This window comes from Vulcanisaeta moutnovskia 768-28 (assembly GCF_000190315.1).
GTDB lineage: Archaea > Thermoproteota > Thermoprotei > Thermoproteales > Thermocladiaceae > Vulcanisaeta > Vulcanisaeta moutnovskia.
The window spans coordinates 504,432-517,619 of record NC_015151.1; the positions used below are offsets into that span (position 1 = coordinate 504,432).

Below are 13,188 nucleotides of genomic sequence, written 5' to 3' on the forward strand. Positions count from 1 at the left end.
CTCGTTATCTCCCGGATTAATTCCGCAACCTCATTTTAGGTGTAGTATTACTTATATGCGCTGTTGTGGCGTTGGTATCAACATTAGTAATAAAAAGGGTAACGAGGGCAGGATAAGGAACCCAATTATCTATCCTTATTTAATTTTATTTATGAGCTCATTTTTAACATCCTTACCTAACCTCATCAATATTCCCCACGCAGCCAAGACGCCCGTGGCTGCAGCTACATTTATGCCCCTTGATAAACCAGCACCATCACCGGCTGCGAATATTCCATCGACTGTGGTTTCCATGGATTTATTAGTAATGGCTCTCATACTATAGTACTTAATCTCTGGTGCGTAGAGCAATGTGTATTTTGAGGCGAGTCCAGGTATTACATTATCCACCTTGTGTAGGAACTCCATTAAATTATCGAGAACCCTATGTGGTAATGCCATCCCTATGTCACCTGGTGTTACAAACTTAAGCGTTGGCTCAATAACATTCCTCCTGACCCTATCCCACGTAGACCTCCTACCATCTTCAAGATCACCAAGCCTCTGAATTATTGGCTTACCACCACCTAACTTCGTAGCCAACCTAGCAATTGACTTACCATACTCTATCGTATCCTCCATGGGATCCGTAAGCCTAATCGAAGTTAATAATGCAAAGTTAGTGTTATTGCTATTCCTATCTACGTATGTCTCCCCATTAACACCAACCGTACCATCATCATATCTCTCCATGACCACAAAACCCCCTGGATTAACGCAGAATGTTCTAACCTTATCATCATGAGATTTCGTATACATAATAACCTTTGGATCCATATACAGGCTAGTTATTGGGTCCATAACGTACTTAGGAACCTCAACCCTAACACCAACATCGAGTGGATTAGGCATTAACTCAATGCCTAGCCTTCTCGCCTCATCCCTAAACCACTCAGCTCCAGCCCTGCCTGGTGCCATTAGTACCGTCCTAGCCTCAATAATTCCTCTCTTAGTCTTTAACGAGAAGAACCCATTACCTCGCTCTATACGCTCAACCGCAGTACCAATAATGAACTTAACTCCGGCCTCTGTTAAGTATGAAGCGAAGTTTTCAATAACTCTTATAGAACCGTCAGTACCAATGTGCCTCTGCCTAATGGGCACGAGCTGGGCACCAACACGAGCCAGTGATCTCTGGTACTCCTCGAATGCAGACCCCCTAGGCTCAAAAACCCTATCCTGCGGCGACCCAAACTTTAGGAAGATCCTATCAATGTAATCAATGAGTAGGTTAGCTGCATCCCAACTATTGAGGATTTCCTGAAGATCACCACCAATGTCAGGCCTTAGGTTAATAATACCACTACTGAAGAGCCCAGCGCCACCAATACCATGAGTTATGTGACAAGGCACACAGACACACTTACCAATATTAGCCAATGGACAATGCCTTTGCCTAGGCATGTAGCCTTTATCAACCAACACAACGCTTGTATCCCTAGTGTTTTCTACAATCTCATAAGCCGCAAATAAACCTGCAGGTCCACCTCCAATTATCGCCACATCATACATCATGGCCCAACCACCTCACGGCGCATGTCAATCATGTCCATGGAATCCTCGCCAGTCCCTACTAACGTAACCGGTACCTTCAGAGCCTCACTAACGCTCTCAATCCACCTCCTAGCCTCAACTGGTAGGTCATCCCACCTCCTCCTTCCACGAATACTTGGAAATAATGCGTCAAACTTTGTTATGGCTATCTGAGTTGGTCTATTTAGCATTATAGCCCTCCTGGCTAAGTCAATATTAAATGGCGCAGCGCGTCTTGGCCTACCAGTGACTGTACCCCTCTCAGCCCAGCCCCTCGTGACCACCTCATCCATACTTAACTCACCAGGTAATTCACCAGCACCTACCCTAGTCACATAGGCCTTAAACACGAGTATAATATCACCAACAAGCCTTGGACTAACCCCAACCTCACTAATCACGCCTGCGGCCGTGGTATCCCTCGAAGTCACGAATGGATAAGTACCATGATAAAGACTTAGGAAAGTTCCCTGAGTACCCTCAATAATTACATTACCATCCCTATCCAACTCCTCATTAACCTCCTTACTAACGTCAGTTATTAAGTCCCTAAGCTCAGGAAACTCCTTGGCTGTCTTCAAAACCCTCAACACCCTATCAACCATTGCCGCACCCACGCCCTGACCAGTTGAACCAATGACCTTCATTAAATACTCATTACTCCTCTCACTCTCCACGTGCCTATCCTCAATGACGCCTGCATTAGCGTCAACCCAAACCCTACCCCTACTACCTGTCTCCTCGATCTCCCTGAACAAAACATCAATCTTAAGCAATGCGCCTGGCGCTATCATGAGCCTGGTCGATGTATTAATGAAGCATGAAGGTATAATCCTAAGCTTCCAGGACTTCCCGCCGTAATTTACGGTATGACCAGCATTTATAGAACCAGTCCTAACGCAAATGCTTGGTTTATCCACGAGACCTAAGTAAGACACTACCTTACCCTTGCCCTCATCGCCAAACCATCCACCAACAACTACTGTTAGTGGCACTTTTTAATTAAAGACATCAACACTTATTTAAACATTGCTTCAGCAGGTACACGTAATACATGGTCACTATCATTAAATAAATTTTTAAATAACGATACCATTAAGTTACTGTGGATTATATATCACCACTGGATGATAGGTATTACGATGAATTGAGGGATTACGCGGCAGTGATTTCCGAAAAGGCATTCGTGAAGTATAGATTGAGGGTTGAGATTCTATACCTTAACTTCGTAGTTAATGTACTAAGTAGGGTAGGTCTAGTGAAGCCATTGACTAAAGAGGAGAAGGAAAGATTACTTTCATTGAAGTTTAGTGATGATGATTACGAGAGGTTTAAGGAAATAGAGAGTAAACTCGGTCACGATGTTAAGGCAATTGAGTACCTGTTCAGGGAGAAATTAAGTGGCGTTGGTCTCGTTAGGATAACCCATTTAACGCACCTTGGATTGACCTCTGAGGATGTGAATAACTTGGCTCTTGGAATCCTCGTTAGAATTGCCACGTACAATTACTTAATGCCTGAACTAACTAATTTATTAAGTACGTTGGTTACTCTAATGGAGAGGTACGCCAGTTTACCAATGCTTGGGAGGACTCATGGACAGCCAGCAACACCGACAACCCTTGGTAAGGAGATTGCATACCACGCCTGCAGGTTAACCCACTGGTTTAGCGTGATTGCTGACATTAAGTTGCAGGGTAAGGTTTCAGGAGCCACTGGTTCAATGGCGAGCTTCTCAATGATTAGTAGAGATATTGATTGGATTGACGAGTTGAACAGATTCGTTAGAGGACTTGGTTTCGAACCTGCGCTGGTCACAACGCAAATACTGCCCCCTGACTCACTGTCTCAATTGTTAACGTCCATTGGCCTAATGTCTCAGGCACTTATTAATCTCGCCCAGGACCTATGGATCTATAATATGCTTGGTTATGTACATGTCCGTGGTAAACCAATAGGCTCATCCACAATGCCCCATAAGGTAAACCCGGTGGATCTGGAGAATGCTGAGGGTAATCTAAAGCTTGGTTCTTCAATCCTCATGGAGATAAGTAGGCATATCCAAGTGAGTAGGCTTCAGAGAGACTTAAGTGATTCAACTATTAAGAGGAATATTGGGCTTGGCGTTGCCCACGTGATCCTTGGGGTAAGGAGACTGAATGCCGTATTGAGTAGTATTGATGTTGATGAGGATACTATAAGCAAGGACTTGAATGATCATTGGGAGGTACTTAGTGAAGCTGTTCAGGTTAGGCTTAGGGCGTTGGGTATGGCTGATGCCTATGAAAGGGCATTAACAATATTCAGGGTATCCAGGATGGGTGCAGAGGATTATGAGAGGGCGCTGGGTGAATTGGGTGTTAATGATGATACCCTGCGTGGACTGAGCCCGGGTAAATACATTGGTTATGCCAGGGAGTTAACTATGAACTGCGTGAGCCAGTGTAAATACGTGCTGGATATAATTAAGTCTAGGGTAAATTATGAGATTAATACCATGAAATCCCTCGGATTCCTTGAGCAGTAATATGGATAACGTAACTAACTAAAATAACTCATGCAGTAATTAAAGACCATTAATAAGTAAATTATGTGCAAAGCAATAAGTATGAACTAAGGAGGAGGTTAATGGGCATTACCGTGAAGGAATTGGACATGGCAATAGCAGATGGTGAACATACATATAGATTAATGATTAAGAAAGGTGATGATTGTATTCGATTAATCCTAATAAGTGATGATTATGAAATGATAGAGAGTAAATGCCTGCATGATGTGAAACTAGGTACAATAATAAGTTTCCTAAGAAAGGCACTACTGCACTAAACGAACCACCTCATTATCAATGCCAGGATAAAGCCTACGACCACGGCAATGATCATTGACGGCACAGCCTCAATAGTCCTCCTCAACCTAACCCAAAACCTTCTAGCCGCACTCGGTCTCCTATAAATAATGAACTCAATACTCAACGAGTTAGGACCGCCCCTGACGTAATAAGCCCTAACCACACCACTAAATCCCGAGTCACTTAAATCCTCTACAAGCCTAACCAAAGTCCTACTAGGCACTGGTGAAGAAAAATAATAACTAATTAATATAAGTTATTTCTATAAACGATTATGAGTCAAATATGGTTAAAAGGCCTAACGCGTTCATACCGCTACAAGGCCTAACTGCTTAGCCCTACTATGATTGAGGAAACTAAAATTACCAGGAATTATCAGGTAACGATACCGGCAGCCATTAGGAGGAAACTTAGACTAAGAGTTGAGGATACGCTCATAGTTAGGCTTGAGGGTGATCGAATAATCCTAGAATCAAAGAGGAGGAGTATCACGGAGATAAGGATTAGGTTGAGGAAAAGGATAGATTGGAGGTATGTTGAGGAGACCATAAGGGAGGTAACTGAGAAGGAGTAGTATGAGTTTCGTAATTGATATAATAATTAATTAATTCTGTTGATATTTAATAACGATCAATAGAGCACAAAGACCTTAATACTTACTATAGTCCTTAACTACCCTGCCAAAATCGAGTACGTAATCAAAGGTCCCGTAAACACATCTAATGACCCTTCTCAGCCCCAACCTATAGAGTGGGTCAATATCGCTCCTATTATTGAACACCAGCGTGCAGGGACCAGCCCAAACACTCTTGGGAGCCAACCTATGCCTATACCTATCAACTAATTGAATCAATGGCTCAGCACCATCACCAGCCGGTGGAATAACCTTAAGGGCAAGCCTGGTGATTGGCAGTGGCTCGATCTTAGCGGGCTCCTCAGGCCTAATAACAGCGGTGACAAGCCTCAATCCCTCAGGTCTTTCTAGGAATCCATAGACCAAGTCAAAGCTCCTCTTAATATCGAGGACCGCGAATTTTTTAGGTACGCCCCATATTTCCCTGCCTGCGGCTAAACCAACGTCACTATTAACATAGTTATAAGCCGTATAATACTTCTCCTGACCATCAAGCAACACCTTAATGTCCACGGCAAACTCATTATAAGGCCCCAGAGTACTGAATGGGAATTTAAAGAATGTGATAATGGCTTCAGTAGGTACTGGAAGTTCTAAATCCTCAGGAACAACCTCAGCAGCACCATCTGGATCAGCCTCAAAGAATACCTGCAAAACCTCGGCATCAGGGAAATACTGCGGCAACTTTGCAAAGAGCGGCGTATTACCCGGCATTGACCAGAGATCCTTAATGGGGAGTTTACCTTTAATCTTATTTTGCGCTGTCATGAAGGTTAATTTATGGAGAGAACATATTTAAAATTTAAATTCTGCAATAAGTAATTTGGGTTATATATGGTATTAAAATGCTATAGACGGTGTAGTAAATATGAGAATGATGAAATATTATACACTAATTGTATTAGGAGGTGCATGAATAATAGTGAAAAGAAAAGTGGTTTCTTGAGATACTTATTTTTATGGTTTTATTTGAGAGGTTTATGGAAATATATTTAAAATTAATGAGGAAAAATGAGCGCAATATTTTTAAAATAAATAAAAAATATTAAAATAACTATGTCTACTCAGCCTGGGCAGGTTACGCTTGAGAAGGTTGTTAGTAAGTTATGGAGTCGTATAATACCCTTCGTATTTGTATTATATATAATAGCATTTCTTGATAGGACCAATATAGGGTTCGCTATAGTACCGATGCATGAGCAGTTAGGCTTTTCTTACGCAGCTTTAGGTTTAGCTTCAGGAATATTCTTCATAGGATACTTTATATTCCAAATGCCAGGTACGTACCTAGTCGACAAGATTGGTGCAAGGACTATAGTTGCCATATTTCTTTTTGGATGGGGTCTCTTCGGATTATTAGTGGGTACTGTAACGAACATAATTCAGCTTTACGTATATAGGTTCATGGTAGGCTTCATGGAAGGGGCTTTCTTCCCCGGAATAATTTATTATTTATCGTTATGGTTCCCACAAAAATGGAGAGCACAGGCAGTGTCCTTATTTATGACGGCAATACCCGTGTCAACAATAATAAATAGCCCATTGGCCAGTTACATAATAGTAACGTTTGGTTGGCGTTGGGTATTTTACATAGAGGGCCTACTAGCAATGATATTTGCCCCAATAGCGTACTTCTTCATTACGAATAGACCCAGAGATGCTAAGTGGCTTAGTGATGAAGAAAAGAACGTACTTGAACAAGCATTAAATACTGAAAGGGAGGAGGCTGCTAAGAGAGCTAGACAGAGCATTTGGTCAGCCTTGGCTAATCCTGTTACGATAATACTTGCGCTGATATACTTCTTCTGGATTACGGACCTTTATGCAGTCAACATTTGGACGCCAGCCATTGAGAAGTTGGGTAGTAGTTATGGTTATATGGTAATTGGTATCATAGTAGCTGTTATTTGGATAATCGGATTAATATGGATGGTTTTATGGGGTAGGCACTCCGACAGGACCATGGAGAGACTTCATCATACGGCCATACCTCTCATAATAGGTGCCATAGGATCAGCCTTGGCATTAGCCTTTCCAAGTAACTTTACAATAGTAACCATAGCACTCGTACTAATGACCATGGGCATACTAGGTGGTTTTGGTTCCTTCTGGAGTTTACCAACACTATATTTATCCGGTGCGGCGGCGGCCGTGGCTATTGGGTTTATAAACTCAGTTGGTAACTTAGGTGGTTTCGTAGGGCCCTATATCGTCGGCTACGTAGAAACCGCAACACATAGTTTTGTATTAGCATATTTAATACTCACCATTTTCTTTGTTATAGATGCAGCATTAGTATACTCATTAAAATTATTTAAACAAGTACAAGTTAGTGCTAAGTAATAATTATAAGTAATAGCCAGGTAAAAACTTAAAAATATATTATACTTTTTTGTTTATGACTACGGGCAAAATAACAATTAAAGTTAGAAGTAGGGTCGTTACCGAAGGCCCTGAAAGAGCCCCACATAGAAGTCTCTTTAAAGCTGCCGGATTTAGCGATGAGGATTTAGCCAAACCATTAGTTGCAATTGCAAATTCGTGGAATGAGATTGTGCCTGGTCATATACATTTAAATGAGTTGGCTAAGTATGTTAAGGAAGGCGTTAGAGTAGCGGGCGGTACCCCGATAGAGTTCAACACCATAGCTATCGATGATGGTATAGCTATGGGTCACGAGGGCATGAAATATTCACTGGTTAGTAGGGAGACTATTGCGGATTCTGTAGAGGAAATGGTTATGGCTCATGGCCTTGATGCTGTCGTCTTGCTAGCTAGTTGTGATAAGATTGAACCCGGCATGCTTATGGCCGGGGCTAGAATGAATATCCCTGCCATATTCTTTAATGGTGGTCCCATGATGACTGGCTTCCTTGGCGAGAAAATGCTGTCATTAGGTGATGCGTTTGAGGCCGTAGGTGCATATTATGCAGGAAAGATAACGCTTGAGGAATTAAAGTTAATAGAGAACAATGCATGTCCAGGACCTGGTTCATGCGCTGGGCTCTATACTGCAAATACAATGGCCATACTAGCTGAGGCATTAGGCATGGCCTTGCCTGGAACCTCGACAATACCTGCTGTGGATTCTAGGAGAAGGATTGCTGCTCGTGCAGCTGGCGAAGCAGTGATGAAGTTATTAGAGCTTGGTATTAAGCCTAGGGACATATTGACTTATGAGGCGTTTGAAAATGCCATAGCCATTGATGCCGCGATGGGTGGTTCAACAAATGCCGTACTTCATCTACTCGCAATAGCCCATGAGGCCGGGGTTAAATTAACCCTTGATGACTTCGACAGAATTTACTCAAAGACTCCCTACATAGCTGATTTGCTACCAGGGGGTAGATACGCGGTTTGGCAGTTAGATAGGTTAGGTGGATTACCATTGGTATTAAGAAGATTGCTTAAGAAGGGATTAATCCATGGCGATGTATTAACTGTAACTACGATGACGTTGAAGGAGAACCTTGAGAAGTATAAGGCTCCGTGGCTTTTACCTGTTAGGGAGGAGGATAAGACCATAGTTAAAGATGCTGATTCACCAATACTGCCCATGGGAGGCATTGTGATTCTAAAGGGTAACTTAGCACCTGAAGGCGCTGTTGTTAAGATTGCCGGAGTTAAGCGATTAAGACATGAAGGACCGACACGTGTCTTTGATAATGAGGAAGATGCATTTAAGGCCGTAACAAGAGGCGAGATTAAGCCTGGTGATGTTGTGATCATTAGATACGTAGGTCCTAAGGGTGCACCTGGTATGCCAGAAATGCTTTCAGTAACTTCGGCAATAGTTGGTGCTGGACTTGGGGATACGGTTGCGTTAATCACTGACGGAAGATTTAGTGGCGCTACGCGAGGGTTCATGGTAGGCCACGTTGCACCCGAAGCTGCCGTCGGCGGTCCAATAGCAATTGTTAAGGATGGAGATATAGTTGTCATTGACGCCTATGAAAAGAGGTTAGAGGTTAAGTTGAGTGATGATGAGATAAAAAATAGAATGAAGAATTGGACACCACCAAAACCTAAATACACAACGGGAGTATTGGCTAAGTATGCTAAGTTGGTAACAAGTGCATCAAGAGGTGCTGTCCTAGAGTAGACCTTATAGATCAGAATTGGTAGAACTTAAAAGGATCATTAAATGTAAGTATTGATATATGGATATAATGGTTTTACCTGGCGATGGTATTGGACCTGAAATTATGAGAAGCGCACTAAGAATCCTTGAAATAATGCGTAGTAATTTTAATGTTAAGATTGAATCACAGGTTTACGATAACATAAATGCGAGGAATATAGCCTCTGGTAAAGTAACCCTTGATTACGTACTTGATGAGGCAAGGAAGTATAGGGCCATTTTAAAGGGACCTATGGGTGACCCAAATATTAGGACCAAGGATGGTGTTGAGGCTGGCTTGGACATAATACTTGGACTTAGGTTTAACCTTGACCTTTACGCAAATGTAAGGCCTATTAAGTTGCTTCCTGGCGTTCAATCTCCATTGAGGGACTATGGTGATGGTAGTAAAACAATTGACTATGTGTTAATAAGGGAGAACAGTGAGGGACTTTATTCAAGTCATTTTGGTGGTTTAATACTTAGGGATGATGTAGCTATTGATATTCAAACAATAACTAGGAAAGGTACTGAGAGAATAGTGAGATTTGCATTTGAATTAGCTAGGAGAAGTAAGGGCAATGCCTATGGTGAAAAAGTCGTGACATGCGTTGATAAGAGCAATGTTTTAAAAAGTTTCTATTTCTTTAGGAAGGTATTCACGGAGGTCGCCAGGAATTACTCAGATGTTAAGTATAACTTTATGTATGCTGATGCCATGGCTCAGTTCATGATATTACACCCAGAAATGCTAAATATTGTGGTTACTGAGAATATGTTCGGTGATATACTTTCTGAGCTAGCCGCGGCTACCGTGGGCGGTGTTGGGCTTGCATGGTCTGGTAATATTGGTGATGATAGAGCAATGTTTGAGCCTGTTCATGGTAGTGCGCCTGACATTGGCGGTAAGGTAACTACGGAGGAATTTACAAACGAAATAATAAATAGGGTTTTAAGGCGCTAATAATTTTTAAATTCATGGTATGTTTGGTTCGTACCTTCCATCTATTGCTGTCCATCCACCATCAACGTAAATCACGGTACCCGTTATGTAAGACGCTGCTGGCGTCGCCAGAAATATTGCTGGACCAGCTATCTCCCTAACTGTTGCCCACCTCTTTAGAGCAGGCTTAGTTCTATATGCCTCATACCATGCCGTATCCTTCTTAATTTGTTGCGTTAATTCTGTCTCAACTACGCCAGGTGCAATAACATTAACCCTAACATTATACTTAGCCCACTCTGCAGCGGCTGTCCTAGCTAATTGTACCATTGCAGCCTTAGTGGCTGCATAGACTGATTGACCAGGCTCAACAACCAAGTGCCTAATTGATGACATTAACACTATTGAACCACCTCTCGGATTCTTAACCATGACATTACCAAACTCCTTAAGTAGGTAATACGTACCCCATAGATTAACCCTAAGAACTCGCTCAAACTCATCATAAGTATAACTAAGTATTGACTTTCTAACATTGATACCAGGAACTATATAAAGCGCATCAATATTACCAAAGGCCTTCATTGACTCATTAACTAGCCTCTTAACGTCATCAAGCTTCGTAACGTCAGCAGCAACACTAACAACATCATTGGTAACGCTCCTAATCTCCCTCTCAGTCTCCTTAAGTCCATCCTCATTAATATCACTGATAACAAGCTTACCGCCATTGGCAGCCCACGCAAAGGCAATACCCTGACCAATACCCGAAGCAGCACCAGTAACCACAGCAACCAAACCCCTAATAGAAAATAAATCCCTCATCTCATCGACATTAGAATATTTACCCATATACCGTTATATTGTGTTTATTTTTAAATATTACCATTAGTATCCTTATAATATCGTGAATAATTCTCCTTATACTTAACTGCGTATTTAACAGCTTTTTTAATAGCCTCCACCATACTTGTTTCATCAGCAATCCCTTTACCGGCTATATCAAATGCTGTTCCATGATCAACTGATGTTCTTAAGAACGGCAACCCAAGTGTTAAGCTCACGGTTCTCCTGAAATCATACATTTTAGCAGCTATATGTCCTTGATCATGGTATAGTGAAATCACAATATCATAATTACCCCTGGCAGCCATATAAAATACAGAATCGGCTGGAAACGGCCCGTAAACCTCAATATCGTACTTTGTCCTAGCCTCCTCAATTGCAGGTTTTATTTCATCAATTTCCTCACGACCTAGTAATCCATCCTCACCAGCATGGGGATTTAAGGCGGCAACTGCGATCTTACCGTTATTAACGCCTAATAACTTAAGTGATAAATCGGCTTCGAATATTCCCCTTATTATTTTATCTTTAGTAACTTCAGAAACTATTTTACTAAATGGTATATGCCTAGTTAGGAAGTATATCCTTAACTTTTTAACTTCAAAAATCGTTATGGATTTACTGGAGTTTGTTAAATCCTGAAGTAACGTAGTATGATCAATATGTTTAGAGCCAGCTAATTTCCAAGCTTCTTTATTTATTGGTGCGGTTACCAATGCGTCAATTTCATTCTTCATTGCTAGTTCAACTCCTAATTTAACACTCTCAAGAGATATCCTGCCGGCTTCCCTTTGCACTTTACCAAACTCTATATCTTGACCAGGAATTTCAATAAAATCAATACTTCTTAATATATCAGTTGGCTCTAAATTAAGTATTTTTAGTACCTTTAGAAATTGATTCTTATTCCCAACTAGGATGAAATCCGCATTACTTTTATCCTTTAATTTACTTAGTGCCTTGGCAGTAATCTCATACCCAATTCCAGCTGGGTCTCCTAAGGTTATACCTATCTTGGGCCTCACGATCCATTAAGTACTTATCATCTATTTTTATTTTTCGCACTTAAACCTAGTAGGAAATCCCTAATTATTACGTAGGTATCCTCCTTTCCAATGAACCCTCCCTTAGTTACAATCAACTTACCATCTAATATGCCTCCTTTTATAATACCGACACCAATTAATGGCATAATATCGGCAATACTTTCAATAAACAAACCGCCAGATAATTCAAAAATGAAATTTGCGGTTTCCCCACCACTCAGAACTATCGCATCAAAATTCATTAAATACTTTACCAATTCCTGCGTTAGTAACCCTCTATCTCTCATGTAATCAAAGTAAATGATAATCCAATCATTATCAACAGCATAATTTGTTTTGATTAAATCATAAAGTCCAATTACATAAAAACCATGACTCTTAGCATAATTTATTTGCTTAATTGTCATTTCCTGCGTACTACCAATAACAAAAGCTATTCTCCTAGTGACTTTATTCATTATTAGGCGTGACTGTTCCTGGTGAATTAATGCAGCATGCTGCTGAGCGGTATAGGCAATTAAATATAATGGATCCACAGGTACTATATTTTGATTTCTTGTAATAAAATTAGCTATCTTCCTTAAGTCATCATGAGACCTTGAGTCGATTATAAATACCTTACCAGTAGTATTCTTTATATCAATCAGTTTGTTAATGTCATTTATTATGATTGGAGTAACACGACTGAATCTAGTAAGTATGCTATCCCTTGAATTATTTATTACCGTAAAGCCATTAGTTGTATATCTACCATATTCAGGTATCGTATCGGTGATTACAATAATAAATCCTCTTTCAATGAAGGGTAGAATTTCATCCTCAATATTCCCCCTTAATGCACTGTCAATTCTCTTACCAAATCTATACCTGCCATTATTAAATAACCCTAGTACATAATTTACACAGTTCTTTGCACTTACGCCGTCTATCATTCTACTCTTAGTATTTACAACTACGCAATTATATGGTAAAGAAGCTACATCATTGATAAAGCTATTATCATAATTAATAACAATAGAATTACAGAAACGAGACATGAAGCCAGAAATACCATTTGCGCCAGTTAAATCATCTGAAATCACAATGAACTTCAGATCCATATAAACCTCAAGCATAATTCCCTATTATATTTTAAGTATTACTATTTTATCAAATAAAAATGTAGAGATAATGAATTAC

General features: G+C 40.7%; 13 protein-coding genes. 6 read left to right on the forward strand and 7 right to left on the reverse strand.

The annotated features are described in order from the left end of the window. Positions 1-135: 135 nt before the first annotated feature. Together VMUT_RS02755 and VMUT_RS02760 are read right to left on the reverse strand one after the other, a co-directional pair. Positions 136-1,554, reverse strand: a complete 1,419-nt coding sequence (locus tag VMUT_RS02755) for an NAD(P)/FAD-dependent oxidoreductase (RefSeq protein ID WP_013603902.1) — start codon at positions 1,552-1,554, stop codon at positions 136-138. Continuing rightward, on the reverse strand, positions 1,551-2,567 hold the full coding sequence (locus tag VMUT_RS02760) for an adenylosuccinate synthetase (protein WP_013603903.1): 1,017 nt from the start codon (positions 2,565-2,567) through the stop codon (positions 1,551-1,553). Before VMUT_RS02760 ends, VMUT_RS02755 begins: the two co-directional genes overlap by 4 nt. A gap of 110 nt (positions 2,568-2,677) precedes the next feature. Here VMUT_RS02760 and purB point away from each other — a divergent pair, with 110 nt between their 5' ends. Beyond that, positions 2,678-4,099: an adenylosuccinate lyase gene (purB, locus tag VMUT_RS02765; RefSeq protein WP_013603904.1), complete on the forward strand. Its 1,422-nt coding sequence runs from the start codon at positions 2,678-2,680 to the stop codon at positions 4,097-4,099. Between the two features lie 65 nt (positions 4,100-4,164). Continuing rightward, on the forward strand, positions 4,165-4,398 hold the full coding sequence (locus VMUT_RS02770; protein ID WP_013603905.1) for a hypothetical protein: 234 nt from the start codon (positions 4,165-4,167) through the stop codon (positions 4,396-4,398). Here the strand turns inward: VMUT_RS02770 and VMUT_RS02775 are convergent. Further along, on the reverse strand, positions 4,395-4,643 hold the full coding sequence (locus VMUT_RS02775; protein ID WP_013603906.1) for a hypothetical protein: 249 nt from the start codon (positions 4,641-4,643) through the stop codon (positions 4,395-4,397). The genes VMUT_RS02770 and VMUT_RS02775 overlap by 4 nt on opposite strands. Positions 4,644-4,763: 120 nt before the next feature. On the opposite strand from VMUT_RS02775, the gene VMUT_RS02780 reads away from it, so the two are divergent. Further along, complete coding sequence (locus VMUT_RS02780) at positions 4,764-4,994, forward strand: AbrB/MazE/SpoVT family DNA-binding domain-containing protein (RefSeq protein ID WP_013603907.1); 231 nt, start codon at positions 4,764-4,766, stop codon at positions 4,992-4,994. Positions 4,995-5,069: 75 nt separating this feature from the next. Here the strand turns inward: VMUT_RS02780 and VMUT_RS02785 are convergent, their stop codons facing one another. Then, positions 5,070-5,822: an acetoacetate decarboxylase family protein gene (locus VMUT_RS02785; protein WP_013603908.1), complete on the reverse strand. Its 753-nt coding sequence runs from the start codon at positions 5,820-5,822 to the stop codon at positions 5,070-5,072. Between the two features lie 288 nt (positions 5,823-6,110). Here VMUT_RS02785 and VMUT_RS02790 point away from each other — a divergent pair, with 288 nt between their 5' ends. The 3 genes from VMUT_RS02790 to VMUT_RS02800 are packed head-to-tail and all read left to right on the forward strand — an operon-like array spanning position 6,111 to position 10,138. Next, complete coding sequence (locus tag VMUT_RS02790; RefSeq protein ID WP_013603909.1) at positions 6,111-7,397, forward strand: MFS transporter; 1,287 nt, start codon at positions 6,111-6,113, stop codon at positions 7,395-7,397. Between the two features lie 55 nt (positions 7,398-7,452). Next, positions 7,453-9,156: a dihydroxy-acid dehydratase gene (ilvD, locus tag VMUT_RS02795; protein WP_013603910.1), complete on the forward strand. Its 1,704-nt coding sequence runs from the start codon at positions 7,453-7,455 to the stop codon at positions 9,154-9,156. Positions 9,157-9,214: 58 nt separating this feature from the next. Beyond that, the gene (locus VMUT_RS02800; RefSeq protein WP_013603911.1) at positions 9,215-10,138 is read left to right on the forward strand and encodes an isocitrate/isopropylmalate dehydrogenase family protein; all 924 of its coding nucleotides are present in this window, start codon (positions 9,215-9,217) and stop codon (positions 10,136-10,138) included. A gap of 12 nt (positions 10,139-10,150) precedes the next feature. Here the strand turns inward: VMUT_RS02800 and VMUT_RS02805 are convergent, their stop codons facing one another. From VMUT_RS02805 to VMUT_RS02815, 3 genes are read right to left on the reverse strand one after another with little or no spacing between them, the layout of a single operon-like run. Further along, positions 10,151-10,969, reverse strand: coding sequence for an SDR family NAD(P)-dependent oxidoreductase (locus VMUT_RS02805; RefSeq protein WP_013603912.1), 819 nt, complete (start codon positions 10,967-10,969; stop codon positions 10,151-10,153). 23 nt (positions 10,970-10,992) lie between these two features. Then, a complete protein-coding gene (pdxA, locus tag VMUT_RS02810; protein WP_013603913.1) occupies positions 10,993-11,988 on the reverse strand; it encodes a 4-hydroxythreonine-4-phosphate dehydrogenase PdxA in 996 nt (331 codons plus the stop codon). A 17-nt stretch (positions 11,989-12,005) separates the two neighbouring features. Continuing rightward, a complete protein-coding gene (locus tag VMUT_RS02815) occupies positions 12,006-13,124 on the reverse strand; it encodes a four-carbon acid sugar kinase family protein (protein WP_013603914.1) in 1,119 nt (372 codons plus the stop codon). Positions 13,125-13,188: the final 64 nt, after the last annotated feature.